The 19,248-nt window shown below is 71.1% G+C and carries 21 protein-coding genes; 8 read left to right on the top strand and 13 right to left on the bottom strand.

What is annotated here, in order from left to right; all coding sequences use genetic code 11:
* The first annotated feature begins 29 nt into the window (after window positions 1-29).
* Window positions 30-1,271 carry an aminotransferase class V-fold PLP-dependent enzyme gene (locus J2S55_RS44085; protein ID WP_306873798.1) on the top strand — a complete coding sequence of 414 codons (1,242 nt, stop codon included), beginning with the start codon at window positions 30-32 and terminating at the stop codon, window positions 1,269-1,271.
* A 58-nt stretch (window positions 1,272-1,329) separates the two neighbouring features.
* On the opposite strand, the gene J2S55_RS44080 is transcribed toward J2S55_RS44085, so the two are convergent.
* A complete protein-coding gene (locus tag J2S55_RS44080; RefSeq protein ID WP_306873795.1) occupies window positions 1,330-2,112 on the bottom strand; it encodes an alpha/beta fold hydrolase in 783 nt (260 codons plus the stop codon).
* Between the two features lie 395 nt (window positions 2,113-2,507).
* Between J2S55_RS44080 and J2S55_RS44075 the strand changes: the two genes are divergently transcribed.
* The 3 genes from J2S55_RS44075 (at window position 2,508) to J2S55_RS44065 (ending at window position 4,682) form a co-directional block, all read left to right on the top strand.
* On the top strand, window positions 2,508-3,608 hold the full coding sequence (locus J2S55_RS44075) for a winged helix DNA-binding domain-containing protein (RefSeq protein ID WP_306873794.1): 1,101 nt from the start codon (window positions 2,508-2,510) through the stop codon (window positions 3,606-3,608).
* Window positions 3,609-3,701: 93 nt separating this feature from the next.
* Window positions 3,702-4,190, top strand: coding sequence for a hypothetical protein (locus tag J2S55_RS44070; protein ID WP_306873792.1), 489 nt, complete (start codon window positions 3,702-3,704; stop codon window positions 4,188-4,190).
* Window positions 4,191-4,277: 87 nt separating this feature from the next.
* On the top strand, window positions 4,278-4,682 hold the full coding sequence (locus tag J2S55_RS44065; protein WP_306873790.1) for a nuclear transport factor 2 family protein: 405 nt from the start codon (window positions 4,278-4,280) through the stop codon (window positions 4,680-4,682).
* A 98-nt stretch (window positions 4,683-4,780) separates the two neighbouring features.
* Here J2S55_RS44065 and J2S55_RS44060 read toward each other — a convergent pair whose 3' ends face one another.
* The 3 genes from J2S55_RS44060 to J2S55_RS44050 form a co-directional block, all read right to left on the bottom strand.
* On the bottom strand, window positions 4,781-5,317 hold the full coding sequence (locus J2S55_RS44060; protein WP_306873788.1) for an NUDIX hydrolase family protein: 537 nt from the start codon (window positions 5,315-5,317) through the stop codon (window positions 4,781-4,783).
* Between the two features lie 164 nt (window positions 5,318-5,481).
* Entirely contained in the window at window positions 5,482-6,069 is a 588-nt protein-coding gene (locus J2S55_RS44055) for a glycerophosphodiester phosphodiesterase family protein (RefSeq protein ID WP_306873786.1), read from the bottom strand.
* A gap of 232 nt (window positions 6,070-6,301) precedes the next feature.
* Window positions 6,302-7,453 (bottom strand): IS630 family transposase, encoded by a 1,152-nt coding sequence (locus J2S55_RS44050; RefSeq protein WP_306863766.1) that lies wholly within the window; start codon window positions 7,451-7,453, stop codon window positions 6,302-6,304.
* Window positions 7,454-7,495: 42 nt separating this feature from the next.
* Between J2S55_RS44050 and J2S55_RS44045 the strand changes: the two genes are divergently transcribed.
* Together J2S55_RS44045 and J2S55_RS44040 are read left to right on the top strand one after the other, a co-directional pair.
* Window positions 7,496-7,849 carry a hypothetical protein gene (locus J2S55_RS44045; RefSeq protein ID WP_306863763.1) on the top strand — a complete coding sequence of 118 codons (354 nt, stop codon included), beginning with the start codon at window positions 7,496-7,498 and terminating at the stop codon, window positions 7,847-7,849.
* A gap of 25 nt (window positions 7,850-7,874) precedes the next feature.
* The gene (locus tag J2S55_RS44040; protein WP_306873783.1) at window positions 7,875-9,299 is read left to right on the top strand and encodes a serine hydrolase domain-containing protein; all 1,425 of its coding nucleotides are present in this window, start codon (window positions 7,875-7,877) and stop codon (window positions 9,297-9,299) included.
* Window positions 9,300-9,449: 150 nt separating this feature from the next.
* On the opposite strand, the gene J2S55_RS44035 is transcribed toward J2S55_RS44040, so the two are convergent.
* Window positions 9,450-10,115: an SDR family NAD(P)-dependent oxidoreductase gene (locus J2S55_RS44035; protein WP_306873780.1), complete on the bottom strand. Its 666-nt coding sequence runs from the start codon at window positions 10,113-10,115 to the stop codon at window positions 9,450-9,452.
* A gap of 87 nt (window positions 10,116-10,202) precedes the next feature.
* On the opposite strand from J2S55_RS44035, the gene J2S55_RS44030 reads away from it, so the two are divergent.
* Window positions 10,203-10,700 carry a MerR family transcriptional regulator gene (locus J2S55_RS44030; RefSeq protein WP_306873778.1) on the top strand — a complete coding sequence of 166 codons (498 nt, stop codon included), beginning with the start codon at window positions 10,203-10,205 and terminating at the stop codon, window positions 10,698-10,700.
* 187 nt (window positions 10,701-10,887) lie between these two features.
* Here the strand turns inward: J2S55_RS44030 and J2S55_RS44025 are convergent, their stop codons facing one another.
* The 7 genes from J2S55_RS44025 to J2S55_RS43995 all read right to left on the bottom strand — a co-directional run bounded on the left by J2S55_RS44025 (window position 10,888) and on the right by J2S55_RS43995 (window position 17,617).
* Complete coding sequence (locus J2S55_RS44025; RefSeq protein WP_306873776.1) at window positions 10,888-11,886, bottom strand: hypothetical protein; 999 nt, start codon at window positions 11,884-11,886, stop codon at window positions 10,888-10,890.
* 259 nt (window positions 11,887-12,145) lie between these two features.
* On the bottom strand, window positions 12,146-12,694 hold the full coding sequence (locus J2S55_RS44020) for a hemerythrin domain-containing protein (protein ID WP_306873774.1): 549 nt from the start codon (window positions 12,692-12,694) through the stop codon (window positions 12,146-12,148).
* Entirely contained in the window at window positions 12,694-13,599 is a 906-nt protein-coding gene (locus J2S55_RS44015; protein WP_306873773.1) for an alpha/beta hydrolase, read from the bottom strand. Before J2S55_RS44015 ends, J2S55_RS44020 begins: the two co-directional genes overlap by 1 nt.
* Window positions 13,600-14,207: 608 nt before the next feature.
* On the bottom strand, window positions 14,208-15,425 hold the full coding sequence (locus J2S55_RS44010; RefSeq protein WP_306873771.1) for an MFS transporter: 1,218 nt from the start codon (window positions 15,423-15,425) through the stop codon (window positions 14,208-14,210).
* Window positions 15,426-15,567: 142 nt separating this feature from the next.
* A complete protein-coding gene (locus tag J2S55_RS44005) occupies window positions 15,568-16,218 on the bottom strand; it encodes a TetR/AcrR family transcriptional regulator (RefSeq protein ID WP_306873769.1) in 651 nt (216 codons plus the stop codon).
* A gap of 129 nt (window positions 16,219-16,347) precedes the next feature.
* Complete coding sequence (locus J2S55_RS44000; protein ID WP_306873766.1) at window positions 16,348-17,184, bottom strand: nucleotidyltransferase domain-containing protein; 837 nt, start codon at window positions 17,182-17,184, stop codon at window positions 16,348-16,350.
* A 67-nt stretch (window positions 17,185-17,251) separates the two neighbouring features.
* Entirely contained in the window at window positions 17,252-17,617 is a 366-nt protein-coding gene (locus J2S55_RS43995; RefSeq protein WP_306873764.1) for a YybH family protein, read from the bottom strand.
* Window positions 17,618-17,713: 96 nt separating this feature from the next.
* Here J2S55_RS43995 and J2S55_RS43990 point away from each other — a divergent pair, with 96 nt between their 5' ends.
* The gene (locus J2S55_RS43990) at window positions 17,714-18,619 is read left to right on the top strand and encodes a LysR family transcriptional regulator (protein WP_306873762.1); all 906 of its coding nucleotides are present in this window, start codon (window positions 17,714-17,716) and stop codon (window positions 18,617-18,619) included.
* A 27-nt stretch (window positions 18,620-18,646) separates the two neighbouring features.
* Here J2S55_RS43990 and J2S55_RS43985 read toward each other — a convergent pair whose 3' ends face one another.
* A complete protein-coding gene (locus J2S55_RS43985; RefSeq protein WP_306873759.1) occupies window positions 18,647-19,216 on the bottom strand; it encodes a dihydrofolate reductase family protein in 570 nt (189 codons plus the stop codon).
* Window positions 19,217-19,248: the final 32 nt, after the last annotated feature.

Raw genomic sequence — 19,248 nt, 5'->3', positions numbered from 1 at the left:
ACCAATGAGCAGAAGTGCTACCGTAATTCATGAGAATTGATAGTAGCACTACCGGTGACAGTCGAGAATCACTACTGGACGTCGCGGCCCTGCGGGCCGACACCCCCGGCTGCCGGGAGGTGGTGCACTTCAACAACGCCGGCTGCGGCCTGCTGGCCGCACCGGTGCTGGCCACGATGCTCGACCACCTGAACCTGGAGGCGCGCGTCGGTGGCTACGAGGCGTCGGCCGCCCGCGCCGAGCAGGTCCGCGGGTTCTACACGGAGATCGCCGCGCTGACCGGCTGCACGCCGGACAACATCGCCTTCGCCGGCAGCGCCACCCACGCCTACTCCACCGCCCTGTCGGCGATCCCGTTCGAGGCCGGCGACGTCATCCTCACCACCCGCAACGACTTCATCTCCAACCAGATCGCCTTCCTGTCCCTGCGCAAGCGGTACGGCGTGCGGATCGTGCACGCCCCCGACACGCCGGACGGCGGGGTGGACGTGGCGGCGATGGCCGCGCTGATGCGCTCGCACCGCCCCCGGTTGGTGGCCGCCACCCACATCCCCACCAACTCCGGCCTGGTCCAGCCGGTCGCGGAGATCGGCCGGCACTGCCGCGAGCTTGACCTGCTGTATCTGGTCGACGCCTGCCAGTCGGTCGGTCAGTATCCCGTCGACGTCGCCGAGATCGGCTGTGACCTGCTCACCGCCACCTGCCGCAAGTTCCTGCGGGGTCCCCGGGGCTCGGGCTTCCTGTACGTGTCCGACCGCGTCCTGCGCGCCGGCTACGAGCCGCTGTTCATCGACATGCACGGCTCTCGCTGGGTCGAGCCGGGCCGCTACCAGCCCGTCGAGTCCGCCGCCCGGTTCGAGGAGTGGGAGTTCCCCTACGCCACCGTGCTCGGCTGCGCGGCCGCCGTGCGCTACGCCCGCCAGGTCGGCGTGGACGCCATCGCGCGCCGCTCCCCGGCGCTGGCCGCCCGGCTGCGCGACCGGCTCGCCGCCGTCCCCGGGGTGCGCGTGCTCGACCGCGGACCCCGGCTGGGCGCCCTGGTCACCTTCGCGATCGAAGGCTGGCGGCCGGAGCCGTTCAAGGCGGCCCTGGACGCGCGGAACATCAACTCGGCGCTCAGCTTCCGCGAGTTCGCCCAGTACGACTTCGGCGACAAGGACGTCGACTGGTGCCTGCGCCTGTCGCCGCACTACTACAACACCGAGGACGAGGTCGAGGAGGTCGCCGCCGCCGTCGCCGAGCTCGCCGGCCGCCGGGCGGGTGCCCGCTGATGCCGGAGACGACCCTGCCGGCCGCACCGGCCGCCCCGCCGTCCCGGGTGGACGGGGCTCAGCCGGCGCGGTCCCCGGACGCGAGGAACGCCAGGACGGCGGGGCCCGCGAGGTGGCGGAACTCTTCGAAGTAGGCGTGGCGGGCGCCCGGTATGAGGTGCGTCAGGGCGCCCGGGACGCGGCCGGCGAGGAGGGGCGCGTTGGCGGCCGGGTTGAAGAGGTCGTCGGTGCCGTGGATGACCAGCGTGGGCGCGGTGATGCGGGGCAGCGCGTCCCAGGCGTCGTGGCCGGCGCTGGCGGCCAGGTGGCGCCGTCGCGCGTGATCCGGCATGCCGGGGTCTCCGACGGTGTTGTGGGGGCCGGGGTGGTCGGCCAGCCAGGCAGGGGTGTACATCAGCTCCAGCAGCGCCCGCCGGGCGGCCTGCCGGTCGGGCTGGGCCAGCGACTTCCTGACGGTGTTGTCGCGTTCGACGCCGTGCGCCCCGCCCGGTGAGCTGCATCCCAGGATCAGCGACCCGACCCGGCCGGGGTGGTCGGCCGCCAGCCACTGGGCGACCCGCCCGCCCATCGACGTCCCGTAGACGTGGGCCCGGCCGACGCCCAGGTCGTCGAGGATCGCGATGACGTCGGCGGCGAAGCCCCGGGTGCTGTAAGGCACGTCGGGGCTGTCGCTCGCGCCCGTGCCGCGGTAGTCGAAGGTGATCGTGCGGTAGTCGTCCTCGAAGTCCTGCCGGACGCCGTCCCACCAACGGTGGCTGTTGGCCTGGCCGGCGAGCAGGACGAGAGGCTCGCCCCGGCCGCGGGTCTGGTAGGAGACGGCCGTGCCATCCCGGGTGGTCACCGTCGGCACCGTACGGCCCCCATCATGCCTCCAACCTGATCGCCCGCTCCTGACCGTCGCCTGACCGAGGTCCGGTCGCGGAGACTACCGCACCCGTCGGGGCCCGAGGGAGACGTGGACGGCCGGCCGGACGGAACAGCCGTACGGCGGTGCTCGACGGCCCGGCCGGAGCGGGTTCCGGCAACAGGTCCGGGCCTGCCGGTCGCGCCCTGATATAGGCCGGGAATTGACCTATATCAGCCATAGGCTGGTCCCCGGAGCAGGTCGAAGATCCGGCCGTGTTCCGCTGAGCCGATCGGCACGAGGAGGACGATGGACACCGGCATGACCCCGAAGAGCCCGCCCGGGGCTCGGGAAGTACGGCCGGCCGGACGCACGGAGGGGGCCCGCCGGCGATGACTGACGCGTCCGTGCTCTCCCAGCGCACCCTCAACCGCACCCTGCTGGAACGCCAACTGCTGGTGCGCCGCGCCTCCCTTTCCCCGCTCCAGGCCGTCGAGCACCTGGTCGCGATGCAGGGGCAGGAGCCCAACTGGCCATATGTGGGCCTGTGGACCCGGCTGGCCGCCTTCCGGCACGACGACCTGACGGCCCTGCTCCACGACCGCCGCGTGGTGCGCTCCACGGTGCTGCGCAGCACCCAGCACCTGGTCAGCGGCGACGACTACCGCTGGCTGCGGCCGGCCGTCCAGCCGGTCCTGAACCGTACGGCGCGGGCGGCGTACTTCGCCCGGGAGGCCGCGGGGCTGGACCTCGCCGAGCTCGCCGCCGCCGGACGGGAACTGCTGGCGGGCCGGACGCTCTCTCGCCGACAGCTCGCGCGGCTGCTCGCCGAGCGCTACCCGGGCCGGGACGGCCGGGTGCTCGCCGGGGCGGTGGAGCTCCAGGTGGAGCTGGTGCACCCACCGCACACCGGCGCCTGGGGCGGCTGGGGCAACCGCCCCGCCATCTCCGTCACCCTGGCGGAGGCGTGGCTCGGCCGGCCCCTGGAGGCGTCACCGCACGTCGAAACGGCGATCGGCCGCTATCTGGCGGCGTTCGGTCCGGCCGGCGTCATGGACGTCCAGGCCTGGTCCGGGCTCACCCGGCTGCGCGAGGTGATCGACGGCATGCGGTCCCGGCTGCGCGTCTTCCGCGACGAGCAGGGCAAGGAGCTGTTCGACCTGCCCGGCGCGCCGTTGGCCGAGGCGGACATGCCCGTCCCGGTGCGTTTCCTGCCGGCCTTCGACAACATCCTCCTCGGCCACGCCGACCGGACCCGGGTGATCAGCGACGAGGACCGTAAGCGGGTGATGCCCGGCGGCGCGATGGTACGGCCCACCTTTCTCGTCGACGGTTACGTCCGCGGCATCTGGTCGATGAAGGACTCGACGCTGCTCATCTCCCCGTTCCGGCCGCTGTCCGCGGCGGATGCCACGGCGGTGCTGGGGGAGGCGGAGAATCTGCTCGCCTTCGTCGTGCCGGACGCCTCCGGGTGGGACATCGCGTTCGCCTGAGTCCTTGAGTCCGGCTGGGCGCGGGGGCCGGTCCGGCGTGAGGTGTCCGGCGGAGCCGAGGGCGAGGACGGGTGGGTACGTAGGATGGCCCCCGTGACGGAGACACCTGCCACGGGCTACGACGGCCTGTCGTCCCGGTCCGTCCCGGAGGCCGAGCTGCGGGAGTTCCTGCTCGACTGCTTCGGGATCGCCGAGCACGAGCTGTTCATCGGTCACCGTGACCGGGTCGCCGAGGACCTGCGGGACGTCCCGCCAGAGGTGGTGTTCGCCGCGTTCTGCACCTACCAGCAGGTCACCGGCCACTTCGCGATGGACTTCGACGTCGGCATCGAGGGACGGCTCGCCGACCGGGTGGGCCGCCGGGAGTTCGCCGAGAGGTTCGCCGCGCGCTTCGGGGCGTACGTGCTGTACGGCGAGGCCGAGCCGCCGGGACTGTGGACGGTGATCCTGGCGGACGGCAGCCGTCTCCGTGTCGCGATGGAGGAAAGGGAGGACGACCGGTCGGTGCTCCAGGCGGCCACGGCGCCGGTGCCGGGCCTGCCCGGGGTCCGCGTGGACGAGAGCCTCTGGCGGATCCGGTGAGTCCGGATGCTCCCCGACCCCGCGGGGGGTGGCCCGTACGGACCGGGTGATGTAGTTTCTACGCCCGCCCGAGCGAAGGAGTTCACCGTGCCCGCGACTCCGCAGGAGATCTTCGAGCGTTACATCTGGTCCGGGATGACCCGGAACGCCACCGCACTGGCCGAGATGTTCACCGTGGACGGTGTCCTCGAGGCGCCGCTCGTCCCGGCCGGCCGCGCCTTCCCCCGGCGGCTGGAGGGACGCGAGGAGATCCGCGAGGCGATGGCCGCCTACTACGAGAGGTCGGCGGACGCCGACCTCTCGGTGAACGTGGAGGGGTCCCGGTACGTACTGCACGCCACCGCCGACCCCGAGGTGTTCATCGCCGAGATCGACACCGCCCTCGACGGGCCCGGCGGGGCCACGGTCATGTCACTGGTCCAGATCTTCCGCCTCCGCGACGGGAAGATCGCCCAGCTGCGTGACTACTTCGCGCCCGAGCAGGTGGACTGAGACCGGGGGAGTGCCGGCGGCGCCCCGCCCCCGCGGGGGAGGCGTCACCGCCGGCGTCCGTCGCGCCGGACGCCCCGGCGCTCCTGCTCCCGCGGAGCTCAGGGGAGGCAGCCGACGTGCGCGAGGGCCTGCTTCAGCAGGACGCCGTGGCCGCCGGACATCTCCTGCTGCACCAGCGGCGACGCGGCCTCCTGCGGGGTGAACCAGACGAGGTCCAGGGCGTCTTGCCGGGGCCGGCAGTCACCCGCGACCGGGACGACGTAGGCGAGGGAGACCGCGTGCTGCCGGGGGTCGTGGTACGGGGTGACGCCGAGCGTCGGGAAGTATTCGGCGATGGTGAACGGCTGCGGAGAGACCGGGACGTGGGGGAGCGCCACCGGGCCGAGATCCTTCTCCAGGTGGCGCATGAGCGCGTCGCGGACGCGTTCGTGGTGGAGCACGCGGCCGGAGACGAGGGCGCGGCTGACCGTCCCGTCCGATCCGATGCGCAGCAACAGGCCGACATGCGTGACCACTCCCTTGTCGTCGACCCGCACCGGTACGGCGTCGACATAGAGGATCGGCATCCGCGCGCGCGTGGATTCCAGCTCTTCAGGGGAGAGCCAGCCGGGCCTGGCTTCGGTCATTTCGGTCATTGATCGATCGTACTTCCCGCCCGGCTCCGGAGTCGCGATCACTCTCCGGAGTCGCGGTCACTTTCCGCAGTCGCGGCGGGAGGGGGAGATCGCTGACCGACCCCGGAGGCGGACGCAGCCGGGTCCCGGGGCCGGCGGTCCGGAGCAGGCGGCCCGAGAGGCCGTCACGGCCGGTCGCCGGACGGGCCGAGGGCGTACCGCCTGGGGAGCTTGAACCCGCGCTCGGACAGCAGCAGCCGCAGCCGGTCGGGGTAGTCGGTGATCATTCCGTCGACGCCGTCGTCGATGAGCTTGTTCATCGTCGGCACGTCGTCGACGGTCCACGGGATCACCTTGATGCCCAGGCTGTGCGCCTGGTCGACCATCTCCCCGGTGACGTAGGGCTGGTAGCCGGGGTCGGTCACCTTCCCGTTCTGCGGGAAGCCGTGCACGGGCGAGAACGCGTCGGCGCCGAAGGACTTGACCGCCTTGAGCGGGTCCCCGCCGAAGTCGTCGATGTCGATCCCGCCGAGCCAGGGCGAGGCCCCGGGCCGGCCGGTCTGCAGGAAGTCCCGCTTGGTCAGGGCCACGATCGGCAGGCGCGGTTCCAGCTCCCGCATCCGCATCAGCGAGCTCCAGTCGAAGCTCTGGACGGTGACCTGTCGCAGCAGGCCGGCCCTGCGGATCTCCTCCCGGGTGACCTGGACGAACTGCTCCCTGGGGGCCGTCTCCTGCGGGGCGCCGGCCTCCACCTTGGTCTCGACGTTGAGCATGACGCGGCGCGGTAGCCACCGTGACCCAAAATCGGTGGCGGGCACGGCCGGAAGGCGTATGGGAGTTGAGCGTGAGACGAAGGTTCCGTGAGTAACCGGGGTCACCTATGGGCGTCCCGTCCGGCGGGGCCCGGACCGAGATGGCGGTTTTCCGCAAGAAATGCAGAGGAATTTCGCAATAGCCTGGAAATTGGGCGGTAACTAGTGGTCGCGCCCGTTAATTCGTCGGGGATCATCCGGCCAGCGGGTGCGGTGCATGCCGGTCGTGCTGTCTGATGCGTGCCAGGAGGCGGTTGAGGTCGGTGCGGGTGAACTTCCAGTCGAAGGGCCTGGCTGCGGCGTTGTAGTGGTTCTCGAAGGCGAGGATTTGGGCGGCGAGCTCATCGAGGTCCTCAAAGTCGTCGGGGCTGAGGAGCTTGCGCTGGATGACGGAGAAGTAGACCTCGATCTGGTTGAGCCAGGAGGCGTGGACGGGCAGATGGACCATCTGGGCGTTCGGGTAGGCGTCGCTGAGCCGGGCTGCCGCCGCCCAGTTCCGGTGCGAGGAGCCGTTGTCCACGACCCAAAAGACCCGCCTGGCCGAAGCGTATGGCTCGCTCTGCATCACCTGGTCCACGAGCGCGGTGAACGGCCTGATGCCAGTGGTTGGCTCGCACCGACCCATGACCCGGGCATGATGGACGTCGTAGGCGGCCAGGTAGGCGAGGGTGCCGAAGCGGTGGTACTCGCTCTCGATCCGCATCGCCCGCCCCGGCCCCGGTGGGAGCGGGAGGTGGATGCGCATGCGGGCCTGGACGCCGGGCTTCTCGTCGGCGCTGAGCACGTACTCGTCCTCACCGAGCGGCTCCCCTTCCCATTCCCGCTGGTAGAGGTCCAGGACGCGGGATGCCTTGAGGGCGAAGTGCGGGTCACGAGGAAAGATCCACGACCGGTGCTGCCAGGGCTTCAGGGCGTCGTCGGCGAGCCAGCGGCGCACGGTGGACGCCGAGGGCGCGGGAGCGATGCCGCTGGCTGCCGTATGGCGGGCCAGCTCGGGGCAGGTCCATCGGGCCAGGGGAGTTCCGCTCGAGGTGGGCATCTCGCACGCGAGGGCCTTGACCCCGGCCACGATGCGGGCGGAGAACACGCGCGGCCTGCCGGGGCGCGGCGCGTCGGCCAGCCCCTCGATGCCCTGTTCACAGTACCGACGCCGCCATTTGCGGGCCGTGTCCTGGCAGATGCCCAGTCGCTCCGCGATCATCCGGTTCGCTGTGCCCGCCGCGGCGAGCAGCACAATCTGTGATCGCAGCACCAGGCGAAACGGCGCTGAGCCGCGCCGGGACAGGGACTCCAGCTCAGCGCGCTCAGCGTCGCCAAGGCATATGACATAGGGACTGGAGGGCATGCCCTCCATGGTGCAGCCAGGCGGGTAGGGCACGATGGCCGTATGGCAAGGCCACCTGAGTCGACCATGACCTCGCTACGCCAGCGCCTGGCCGCCAGGGCACGCGAGCGCTGGCCTCAGCTCGCCGGCATCACCGTCCGCTATCACGGCGAGTTCGCCTATGTCGCCGGCCGGCTCCCCGATGGCACCACCCTGCCGCTCTGCCGGCTCCGCTACGCTGGATCCGCCACCAGCTGGGGGTTCGCCATTTACCGCGCCAGCCACGACGACTACGAGAAGTCCGTCCTGTCCACCGGCTACCCGGCCGGCACCCCGCAGGAAGCCCTCGACTGCGCCTGTGGCCTCTACCTCGGCGACACTACGGCCTGGCTCAACCCGCCATCCCCGACGAATTAACGGGCGCGACCACTAGCGTCGACGGGTGCTCAGGAACACTCTTGCCGCGATCTTCCTCGCCCTGCTCCCCCTGCCTGGCCACGTCCAGGCAGACGACATCACCCCTGCGGCAGTGGACGCGTTCGTCGAGCGCTACCGCGAGGCGACGGGGCTGCCCGGGGTCGCGGTGGCGATCACCAAGGGGGCGGAAGTCGTCCATGCCGCCGGGTACGGCGAGACCGCTTCCGGTGATCCCGTGACGGCGGACGTCCCCATGGCCGTCGCGTCGGTCAGCAAGTCCTTCACCTCCCTCGCCGTCATGCAACTGGTGGAGCGGGGCCAGGTCGGACTCGACAGACCGGTGCGCGCCTACCTGCCCGAGTTCACGATGGCCGATCCCCGGGCAGCGGAGATCACCGTACGGCAGCTGCTCAACCAGACGTCGGGCATGGCCGACTCGGCCTTCCGGGAGAAGAGCCTGCCCCAGCCCGGCACGTTGGAGGGCGCCGTGGCACGGCTCAGGACGGCGGAGCTCGCCGCGGCCCCGGGGACCGCCTTCAGCTACCACAACACCAACTACCAGGTCGCCGCGCGGCTCGTCGAGGTGGTGAGCGGAGAGCCGTTCGCGGCCTACCTCGACGCGCACGTGTTCACGCCGCTCGGCATGCGCGACAGCATGACGATCGACACCGACCGGGACCTGCCGGACAGCGCGCGCGGCCATCTGTACATCCTCGGACAGGCGGTCGCCCTGCCGGAGCCGACCGGGTTCGGCAACGGCTCCGGCGGGGTCCTCAGCACCGCCGCCGACATGGCCCGGTGGCTGATCGCGCAGAACAACGGCGTCCTGTCCCCCCGGAGCGTCACGGAGATGCGCACCCCCTCCGAGCAGAACGGGCACTACGCCCTGGGCTGGTCGCTCGGCGAGACCAGGCGTGGCACGCCCGTCGTCGAGCACGGCGGCGACCTCTTCACCTCCACGGCCCATCAGCTGCTGATGCCAGGGTCCGGGTACGGCGTCGCGGTTATGGCGAACACCGGTATGGCCTTCGCCGACGCCGGCGCCCTGATGGACGGCCTGGTCGCCATGATCGAGGGAGACGCGCCGGAGATCCCCTCCGCGCCGCCCGTCCTCCTCACCGACGTCATCTTCGTGCTGCTGACCCTGGTGACCATCGGGCTGGCGGCGCGCGGGGTGGCCCGCTCCCGGCGGTGGGCCGCCCGCCGTACGGGGTGGCAGCGGTGGCGGCTGCTGCCCTGCCTGGCGCCGCTCGCGCTGTGCGCGGCGATCACCCCGGTCTTCCGGGTGCTCGCCCGGGGCGCCGACATCATGTGGATCCAGGTGGTCTACCTCTACCCGACGTTCATGATCTGGCTGGTGACGGCCGCGACCGCGGGTACGGCGGTGGTGGTCGCACGGGTCCGCGGCGGCGCGCGCCGGCTGTCCCCGCGCCTGTCCGGCACCGGCTGACCCGCCGGGCCCGGGGATCGGCCAGGCCGGCGACCATGCCCGGCCGCACCGTCGCCTTGACGGATCGATCGGTGATCGGCCGCGTGATACTGGCGGATGAGCCACGCGTCCTCGACGCGCTCCGCGACGACACGGTGCCGGTGACGCCGGTCAACGCCGGCCCTCCAGCCCGCTGTGGAGGGCCTGGTGCTCCCATTGGTGTCGCGGCTGGGTGTGCAGCCGCCAGTAGTGTTCGGCGATGTCGTCGGGGTCGAAGTCGGTGCCGGGGGCGACGGGACCGGCCACGGTGACGCTGGCCACGTGCACGCCGGAGGCCCCGTAGGCCTGGTCGAGCAGCGTCACCAGGGTGCGGACCCCGGCCTTGCCCAGCGAGAGGCTCACATACTCCACTTCGGGCTCGGGCATGCCTCCGGTGATGAGGAACGAGCCGCCGCCGCGCCGTGCCATCACGGGCGCGACGTGGGCGGCGGCGGTGAGCGCGCCGACCACGTTGACCGCCCAGGCGTCCAGATGGGCACGGACCGACAGTTCGCCCGGCGCGTCGGCCTGGATGATCGCGGCGTTGTACACCACGGCGTCCGGCGGACCGAGTTCTCCGGACGCCGCGTCGAGGGCGTCGCGCAGCGCGGTCTCGTCGGTGCTGTCGGCCGTCAGGGTGACGACCGGCACGCCGCTGGGAGCGACGGCCTTGGCCGCGGCCTCCAGCGTCCGGTCACTGCGTGCGATGAGGGCGATCGGAAATCCCTCCCTGGCGAACCGCCGGGCGACCGCCTGCCCGATCCCCGGGCCCGCTCCGATGACCACCGCTCCAGACATCCCTGGCTCCCTCTGCTCTCCGTGATCGGTAACAATGGGGACGTTAAGGGGTCACATCAATGTGAGGGTCAATCCCGGAGGAAGCGCATGCGGATCGGCGACCTTGTCCAGGAGACGGGGGTGAACCGGCGGTTGCTGCGTTACTACGAGGAGCAGGGCCTGCTCAGGCCGGTACGGCTGGCCAACGGCTACCGCGACTACTCCGAATCCGACGTCGCCGCGGTGGGCCACATCCGCACCCTGCTCGCGGCCGGCCTGCCCACCACGGTCATCGCCCGGTTCCTGCACTGCGTCCACGACGAGGACGGGCAGATGGTGACGTCGGCCTGCCCGGCCGTGATCTCCAACCTGCAGCGGCAGCGCGCCCGCATCGCCGAGACGATCACCCAGCTCCAGACGTCCCAGCGGAAGCTGGACTCGGTGCTGGCCGTCGCCCTGCGGCGGCCCGCGCGCGGGCCGGATGAGGCCGAGGACAGGACAGGGGACAATCTTTCCGGCGGACCCGCCCCGGATCGACGGTTGGTGACACACCCTTCGACGGCGGCCCCGTCCGTCGGACGGGGCGCCGCAGCAACGCCTTTCTGATTCATGGTTCTGTCACGGAGACGGACCGGTCGATAAAGAAGGCGGAGAATCGCCGCGAGGATTTCTTACCCGGCGACGGCTCCGGCCGTCCTGGTCGGGGACGGCGCCGGCACGTGCGAGGAGCGCGGCGCCCGGGCCGGGACCGCCGCGCGCGGGCGCGTCACGACCACGGCGTCGTCGGATACCGTCACGACCACGGCGCCGTCGGATACCACGGGATGATCTCTCGGCGGGCCAGCATCCGCACGTCCCAGTACAGGAAGGTGAACACCCCGGCGACGATCAGCGACGACGCCGTCAGGACCGCGATCCGGCTCGGCTTGGCCATCAGCCACCGCTGCAACCGGCTGCCCGCGACGGACGACAGGATCAAGAACAGCAGCGTCATGATGACGATGTTGCCGACCGACTGCAGGACGAAGGCCGCCGCGCCGTACAGGGGGTTGCCGCTCTCCGCCGCCTCCCGGAACATCTGCCGGAACAGCGCGAACGGCCGTCCGATCAGGAACCCGCCGATCAGCGCGCCCATGAACACCATCGGCGCGTTGGGGAAGCGCCGGGAGACGCGGGCGAACGGATCACGGACGACGCCGAGCGCGGCCAGCCCCAGGTAGAGCATCGCCAACCCGATCAGGCCGTAGACCACCATCGACTGGATGCCGCGCGGCGAGAGGGTCCCGGGGGTGTTCTGCACGGTCGAGAACTGCGGCATGCTCGTTCCCACGGCCCCGACGATCGCGCCGTAGACGGCGGATACGGTGATCATGCCGATCGACAGCCAGCCCAGCGGCTTCAGCGTGTGGGCCAGCCGGCCCCACCGGCTGCCGGCGCTGCCCAGCAGGGGGGCCACCGCGCTGAACGCGGCGATGTTGCAGGCGGTGAACGAGCCGGCGAGCCCGCTGACGAACGCGAACGCGATACCGGCGGCGATGCCGGCGATCGGGGTTTCCTTCGCGTCGTGTCCGAGCAGCGTGTTGGCGACGTTGTCGCCGATCGTCTGGTCGACGAACTCGGCCGACCAGACGATCGTCAGCAGAAAGCCCACGAGACCGCTGATCAGGATGATCAGCCCCCGTCTGCGCGGGAACTGCCCGTTGACGAAAGTGGAGGTGGCCGCCTGCGGGGCAGGTGCCCCTGCGCGGCCGAGGGTCCCGGTGGGGCCCTGAATGGTGTCGTCCTGCGTCATGGCCATCTCCTCAAAGGCGCGACGGCAACCTTACGAAATGTGGCTTAAACGATCAGAACTTTAGCTCTGTATCCCGTATAGGGACACTCTTGACTTGGCTTCTAAATAGCCACAACATGCGGCTATGGGGCGGGTGATACTTTTTTAGAATTTCGTGGCCGCCGAAATAGTCGGATATTCCGAAAATCCGTGCCCGGCACCCGCTGGCGCCGAGAGTTCTTCGGCCCGGTGGCGAGGAAGACCGCGGGCGCGACCGGCCTCAGCCGCCGGTGTTCACCGAGATGCCCAGCAGCTCCGCGGCCGTCCAGGATCGGGCGTTCAGCGAGTTGAGGGCTGAGACGATCCGCCTCTCCTCGTAGCCGAAGTGCGACTCCAGCAGGGCGGCCAGGCCGTCCAGCTCGGCTCGCACCTGCCGGCCCCCTGCCGGATCCGCCTCAAGGCGGTCGAGCAGTCCCTCCAGACTGCGCAGGATCTCCGCCACCAGATGGTGATCACGCTCCAGTTCCTCGAGCACGGGGCGCAGTTCGGGGAACTGCTCCGCCAGGACCGGGAACGCCCCGCCGTCCTCGCCGGAGTGATGCCGGCTCAGTGCCGAGCAGAACGTCAGGCAGTGCGCCCGCAGCTCCCGCGGCCGCCCGCCGCGGCCGTCGAGGTAGGAGTCGACGTCCTCGCGGAGCCGGGCCAGCTCCTCGCGGAGCCAGAGGTGAATGTCGATCAACTGGGTGCCGAACGCGGTAAGGCGGTCGTCGGGGCCGGGAGGCGTCTGCGCGGAGGCCGAGGACGCGTGGTCCGGAGCCGGGGTGGTCATCAGGTCCGGTCCTGCGCGACGGGAGCTTGGCTGATCCACTCCGAGACGCGGCGGAGCAGGGTGGTGGCGACGGGCAGCGGGGTGGTGGACAGTACGGCCGCGTGGAAGGCGTGGGGCATGCCCTCGTAGATGTCGAGGTGGACGCTTCCGCCGGCGGCCGAGACGGCTCCGGCGAACCGCCGCGCGTCGTCGAGGAGCACCTCCTTCGAACCCACCATGAGCAGGAGCGGCGGCAGGCCGTGAAACTCGCCGTGGAGGGGGGACTGAGGCGCTTGGTCCGGACGTGCCCCAGCCAGATACTGGGTGCGGACGTGGTCGAGTACGGCCCGGTTGACGACATCCTGGCCGTCGTTGGCGTCGATGGACGGGCTGGACAGGGTGAGGTCGGTCTGCGGAGAGACGACCACCGCCGCCGCGGGGAGGGGGACGCCCGCCTGCCTGAGCACCAGCAGCGCCGACAGCACCAACGTGGCACCGGCGGACTCACCGGCCAGAACGATCCGTGAGGCGGGCACGCCCTGGTCGAGCAGGCTCCGATAGGCGGCCACCACGTCGTCGAGCGCGGCCGGATACGGGTGGGCGGGGGCGAGCCGATAACCCACCGCCAGGACAGGGCGGCCGGTCATCTGGGAGAGGCGGTAGGCCATGATCCTCTCCAGGTGAGGGTTGGTGTACTCGAATCCGCCCCCGTGCACGTAGATCGTCACCCCCGTCTCGGCCGCCGTCGGGCCTGCCGCATGGCGGGAGGCGGTGACCCACTCGCCGGGAACGCCGCCGGTGTGCGGCAGGACGGGCGTGCGGTCGGCGTCGACGGGCAGGACGGGGGGACTGGACTGCAGGGTCCTCATCTCCGCCATGACCGCGGCGCTGTCGTCGGGGGTGGCGGGGATGTGCGTGACGTTCAAGCTGTGATCCGTTCTGTTGGGCAGGCAGCCGGGCATGCTCCATGCATGGGGGAGACCTGCGGGTGTGTGCGGCGATGCTGGTGTGCGCGGTGATGGTGAACGACTGCGATACGGGCAGGGGGAGCCGTCGCATGCCGGCCCCGCGGGGTGGGGAGACCTCGATGAGCACGCGGGGCGGCGGACCGTCAGCCGGTCACTGATCGGTCGGATCCGACGGGAGCTCGCGTGCGGGAGCGGTGCTCAGCACCATGGTGCACGGGGACGACGCGCGGGCGCCGATGCGGTCAGGCGCGGCCTGTGAAGTATGAGTTCACGACATTATCCCCTGCTACGTTGCCTCCATGCCGCCGCCGTCCTCCCGGCCGGCGGCACGCGACATGCAGATCATTACAGACGCTCACGCCGGACGCTGTCAAGGCGGGCGTTCTTCGACCTCCCCGACCTGCTCGGAGGATCACGGCCGCCGGGCGGACCGGCCGATGTCCACGGCACGGGCCGCTGGGGTCCGCCCCGCGTGGCAGCGGTCCCTGGGCGCGCCGTCCCCAGGGGAGGGGGTCGTGGCGCTCGGCGACCCGGTGGCCCTCCCGCACATGATCTTCGCCGGCCGGCTAGACCACCTGCTTCTCGGTGCCGGCGGCGGCCCCTCCGAGGGTGCCGGGCGCGTTGGGCGCGGCTGTCGGCCGGGGGGTGGAGCGGTGAGCGAGCTCGGGGAGAAGGGTCAGGGCGCCGAGCGCGGCCAGCGCGGCGCCCAGCCACAGCGGGGCTCGCAGGCCGAAGTCGTCGATGGCCACCCCTCCGGCGAAGGAGCCGATGATGACGCCGAGGGTGATGAAGGAGGAGTGGACGGTGTTGACCAGTGGCCCGGCGTTGCCGGTGCGCTGGACGCGGGTCACCATCGCCGGGTTCATGGTGACGCCGACCAGGCCGATGCCCAGCATGAACACCACCGTGAGGACGCTGAGGTGGGCCAGCAGGGCGAACCCGGTCAGGAAGACCAGATTCAGGGTCAGCCCCCACAGCTGGACGCTGACGGTGTGCCGGTCGGCGAGGCGTCCGACGATGTTGTTGCCGATCACGGTGGCGGCGCCGTAGGCGATGAGCAGAAGCGGGACGGTCCCGGCGCTGAACCCGGTGACCTGGGTGAGGATCGGGCTGAGGTAGCTGAAGGCGGAGAAGGTCGCGCCGATGATGAGCGTGCTGGTCGCGAACGCCAGCCACAACTTGGGACGGGCGAAGACGCGCAGCTCCTTCCGGAGGTCGCCGCCGCCTTCTCCGGCGTGCTCCAGCCGGGGCATACCGATCATCGTGGCGAGCGCGGCCAGGACGGTCAGGGCGCTGACGGCCCAGAAGGTGGCACGCCAGCCCAGGTGTTCCCCGATCAGCGTGGACAGCGGCAGCCCCAGCAGGGTGCCCACCATCAGCCCGTTCATGACCACCGCGATGGCCCGGCCGCGCACGTGCGGAGACGTCAGCTGGACCGCCAGCGAGACGGCGACTCCGAAGAACGCCTGGGCGGCGATGCCGGTGATGACGCGCGCCGTCATCATGACCGGGTAGGAGGGAGCGGTCGCGGCCAGCAGGTTGCCGGCCAGGAAGATCGCGAACAGCACCATGAGCGCCGGCCGGGGACGCGCTTTCAGCACCGCGATGGTGAGGAACGGCCCACCGGCGGCCATGGCGGCCGCGAAGGCGGTGATGAGATAGCCGATCTGCGGGATGGTGGCATCCAGCCCGTCGGCCATCTGCGGCATCAGACCGGCGACGGCGAACTCACTGGTCACCATGGCGAAGATGCCGAGGGCCAGCAGATATACAGCACGGTGCATGGCGGGTGCTCCTGTGTCGGCGAATTTTGCATCGATCGGTGTAAAATTCGGGCAGGCGGAGGCGCCGCGGAAGGGCCGCGGTGCGTCAGCGAATGTGGCAGGTCAGGACGTCAATGCGTCAAGGCGTTAAGACGTCGAGGCGTCAGGACGTCAACGCGTCAAGGCGTCGGGGCGTCGGGGCGTCAGGGATGAAGGTGTCAGAGGTGAGGGCGTCTATCGCCGTTGCCGCGATGGCCTCCAGGATGGCGCGGTCGGCGCCGCCCTGGGCGGCCACCCGGATCCCGGCGATCACCGCGTTGAGGAACCGGGAGAGCGAGTCCGGGTCCCGTGGGGAGGTGATGTCGCCATCGCGCCGCCCGGTCGCGATGACGGCCTTGAGGGACTCCAGCCGCCGGGCCATGTCCCGGTCCAGCAGCAGGGCGATCTCCGGGTCGCGTCCGGCGAGTTCGACCGTGGTGTTGACGGTCAGGCAGCCGCGGCCGTAGCCGTCCCGCCGGTTCGCGGCCTCGACCTCGATGATCTCGGCGAACAGTGCGCGGATCCGCTCGACGGCCGGCCGTCCTGGGTTCTCCAGGATCTCCAGCTGGGTGGCGGTCGTGGTGTCGATGTAGCGGGTCAGCGCGCGGATGAACAGTCCGTGCTTGCTCTTGAAGGTGTTGTAGACGCTGCTGCGGTCCAGGCCGACGGCGTCGCACAGGTCCCGGGTCGAGGTGGCCTCGTAACCGTTCTCCCAGAAGGTGTGCATCGCGGCGTCCAGGACCCGGTCCTCGTCGAATGTCCGCGGTCGAGCCATGTGGACACGCTACAGGTTTTGCATCGATCGATGCAATACGGCGTGCTGGCCTCCGTGCCGCACGGGTCCTTCCGGAGCGCCGGGGCGCTCAGCGGCCGACAGCCGTCCGCACTTCTCCCATCAGGGCGGTCAACCGTCGACAGCCGTCCGCACTTCTCCCATCAGGGCGGCCGCGTCGGCCACGGTCCGCTCGATCTGCCGCGCCGACCCGCCGACGTGCCCGAGCAGCCTCCGTGCCCGTGCGGCGAAGTCCCGCGGGGCCAGGGGCAGCCGGCCGGCCGAGGCCACCATGCCCTTCTCGTTGATCAGCCACTGGCCTGCGTGGCCGTGCAGTGCCTGGCAGGCGACGCCGACAGCGCGGAACAGGCAGCCGGCCGCGTAAGCGGGATCGACGCCGGCCGCTCCGTACCGCGCCAGCTCCACGGAGAAGTCCGCCTCCCACAGCCCGTCCACGAGCGCGGCGCTCAGCGCCGCGGGATACGCCTGGGTGCTCTCCCGCAGCTCGGTGAGCTCCCCGTCGGGATCGGCCAGCACCCGGCACAGCGCCACCTCGCCGGCGTAGGCGTGGGAGTAGAAACCCAGCGGATGGCCGGCCTGGGCTCCGACTTCGTAGCGGCCCTCCCGGCAGCCGGCCCAGACCCGGCGGACCCGGTCCAGGTCGCGGTAGATCCAGTCGACCCGCCGGCCGTCGATGGTCAGCCAGCCGCCGCCGTCGACCCATGGCCCCCAGCCGCCCGGCGCGGTGATCTCGACCTGCTCGCCGGTCTCCTGTACGGCCAGCGCGCGCAGCGCCGTCACGTCCAGGTCACCCCGGTAGTACAGCCCCAGATCGATGTCCGAGTCCGGGCGGTGTGTGCCACGGGCCCGGCTGCCGCCGAGCACCACCGCGACCACCCCGGGGATCCCTGCCAGCCGCCGGGCGAGCGCCTCCAGCGCCAGATCGTCCACAAGGTCGTATTCGATCACACCCGACGCTCCACCCGCCTCCGGATTCCGCGCGGGTCCACCGGGCTGTGGAGCCGGACCGGCGGGTTCAGCGGGTGGGAGGGACGAACTCGGGCTGGTCGAGCAGGCGTAGCCAGCTCCCGTCGGGCTGGCGCCGGACGACCTGCGCGCGGGCGCCGGACCCGTCCTTGGGCGGGGTCGAGGTGAGGGCGATGTCTCCGCTCACCAGCGTCGGCAGCGGCTGTTCCGGCTCGAAGCGGGGACGGCCGGCCAGCACCTTCTCCCACAGTGCGCGGATCGCCTCCCGGCCCACCGTCTGGCCGCCGGGCGGATAGGCCAGCACCGCGTCCTGCTCGTAGAGCGCGGCGACTCCGGCCGCGTCACCGGCGTTGGACCGCTCGACGAACAGGCGGGTGATGTCTTCGGGCCGCATGGCCTTCTCGTACTCCGGCATGGATCCTCCTGAGATCGATTTCGGCACTCCCCAGCCTCGCCGCCCGCCGACCAGAAGTCCAACAGATTGAACTACTGGTAACTAGAATCTCTGGTTATGGAACTGAGGCAGCTGGAATACTTCGTCGCGGTGGCCGAGGAGCAGAACTTCACCCGGGCGGCCGAACGGGTCCACATCAGCCAGTCCGGTGTCAGCGCCCAGATCCGCCGGCTGGAACGCGAACTCGGTGCCGAGCTCTTCGACCGGTCGGCGCGCACCGCCACCCTTACCGTCGCGGGAAAGGCCGCGCTCGAACACGCCCGCGCCGCGCTCGCCGCCGCCGGGGCGGTCGGCCGGGCGGTGGGTGAGGTGACCGGCCTGATCCGGGGCCGGATCACGGTCGGGATGGTCATCGGCTGCACCGTCACGCCGCTGTTCGACGCCCTCGCCGCCTTCCACCGGGCGCATCCCGGTGTGGAGATCTCGCTGCTGGAGGACAGCTCCGAACGGCTCGTGGAGGGGGTGCGCGGCGACACCGTCGACCTGGCGCTCGTCGGCGCCGCGAGCGCTGCCCCCGACGGGCTGGAGGCAATGACGATCATCAGTGAGCGGCTCGTCGCGGCGGTTCCGGACGGACACCCCCTGACGCGGCGGCGCCGGGTCGTCCTGCGCGACCTGGCCGCCTACCCGATCGTGTGCATGCCGCCCGGCACCGGCCTGCGCGCGGTGTTCGACCAGGCGTGCGCGGCGCAGAGCCTCCAACCGGTGATCGCGCTGCAGGCCAGCGCCGCCGACGCCATCGCCGACCTCGCCGCCCGCGGGCTCGCCGTCGCCGTCCTCAGCGACTCGATGGCCGAGCGCTACCGCGACCGGCTCACTGCCCTCACCGTCGACGACGTCGAAATCCCCGCCCTGCTGGCGCTGATCTGGAAGGGCACGCACAACCCAGCGGTGCGCGAGCTGCTCGTGTACGGCCGGCGAGCGTTCGCCCAGCCCGGCCCTGACCGGGGAGAGACCGGCTGAGGGGCTGTCCGGGTCGCCGGCCGACGATCACCCCTGGGCGGCGGCGCGCTGCTGCCGCAGCAGCACGACCTGGGAGTCGAAGGTCCGTGACTCGACGAGTTCGAGGCCGACCCGGTGGCGCTGCTCCTGGAAGACCGGCTTGCCGCCGCCCAGGATCACGGGGTGGACGAAGATCCGGTATTCGTCGATCACGCCGTGCTCGGTGAGATGGGCGGCCAGCGCGGACCCGCCGAACAGCACCAGCGTGGCGCCGGACTCCTTGAGCGCGGTCAGCTCCTCGACGACGTTGTCGCGGATCACCCGGGTGTTCCAGGCGGCCTTCTCCAGCGTGCGGGAGACCACGATCTTGGGCGCCTCGCGCCAGATCGGGGCGAATGCCAGGTCGTGCTCATGCGTCGAGTGCTGCTCGGCCTGCGGCCAGAAGCCCGACATCATGTCCCACACCACACGTCCGTAGAGGAACACCTTGTCGCCGCTGGTCAGTTCCTGGGCGTAGGCGGACAGCTCCGGACCCATCTGAGGCCAGTCGAACTCGCCGTCAGGGCCCTCGATGAAACCGTCGAGGGACTGGTGCACGAAGTGGATGAGCTTGCCCATGATGGCGTCCCGTCTCTGTGGATCTCTCACGC

Source organism: Streptosporangium brasiliense, from assembly GCF_030811595.1.
GTDB lineage: Bacteria > Actinomycetota > Actinomycetes > Streptosporangiales > Streptosporangiaceae > Streptosporangium > Streptosporangium brasiliense.
This window is presented reverse-complemented; position numbering and strand designations above follow the sequence as displayed.

Bases quoted from the DNA above. Each gene is read 5' to 3' on its own strand.
- J2S55_RS44085 (WP_306873798.1), top strand. From the start codon at position 30: ATGAGAATTGATAGTAGCACTACCGGTGACAGTCGAGAATCACTACTG.
- J2S55_RS44075 (WP_306873794.1), top strand. From the start codon at position 2,508: ATGACTGACGCGTCCGTGCTCTCCCAGCGCACCCTCAACCGCACCCTG.
- J2S55_RS44060 (WP_306873788.1), bottom strand. From the start codon at position 5,317: ATGACCGAAATGACCGAAGCCAGGCCCGGCTGGCTCTCCCCTGAAGAG.
- J2S55_RS44055 (WP_306873786.1), bottom strand. From the start codon at position 6,069: ATGCTCAACGTCGAGACCAAGGTGGAGGCCGGCGCCCCGCAGGAGACG.
- J2S55_RS44050 (WP_306863766.1), bottom strand. From the start codon at position 7,453: ATGCCCTCCAGTCCCTATGTCATATGCCTTGGCGACGCTGAGCGCGCT.
- J2S55_RS44045 (WP_306863763.1), top strand. From the start codon at position 7,496: ATGGCAAGGCCACCTGAGTCGACCATGACCTCGCTACGCCAGCGCCTG.
- J2S55_RS44035 (WP_306873780.1), bottom strand. From the start codon at position 10,115: ATGTCTGGAGCGGTGGTCATCGGAGCGGGCCCGGGGATCGGGCAGGCG.
- J2S55_RS44030 (WP_306873778.1), top strand. From the start codon at position 10,203: ATGCGGATCGGCGACCTTGTCCAGGAGACGGGGGTGAACCGGCGGTTG.
- J2S55_RS44025 (WP_306873776.1), bottom strand. From the start codon at position 11,886: ATGACGCAGGACGACACCATTCAGGGCCCCACCGGGACCCTCGGCCGC.
- J2S55_RS44020 (WP_306873774.1), bottom strand. From the start codon at position 12,694: ATGACCACCCCGGCTCCGGACCACGCGTCCTCGGCCTCCGCGCAGACG.
- J2S55_RS44010 (WP_306873771.1), bottom strand. From the start codon at position 15,425: ATGCACCGTGCTGTATATCTGCTGGCCCTCGGCATCTTCGCCATGGTG.
- J2S55_RS44005 (WP_306873769.1), bottom strand. From the start codon at position 16,218: ATGGCTCGACCGCGGACATTCGACGAGGACCGGGTCCTGGACGCCGCG.
- J2S55_RS43995 (WP_306873764.1), bottom strand. From the start codon at position 17,617: ATGCCGGAGTACGAGAAGGCCATGCGGCCCGAAGACATCACCCGCCTG.
- J2S55_RS43990 (WP_306873762.1), top strand. From the start codon at position 17,714: ATGGAACTGAGGCAGCTGGAATACTTCGTCGCGGTGGCCGAGGAGCAG.
- J2S55_RS43985 (WP_306873759.1), bottom strand. From the start codon at position 19,216: ATGGGCAAGCTCATCCACTTCGTGCACCAGTCCCTCGACGGTTTCATC.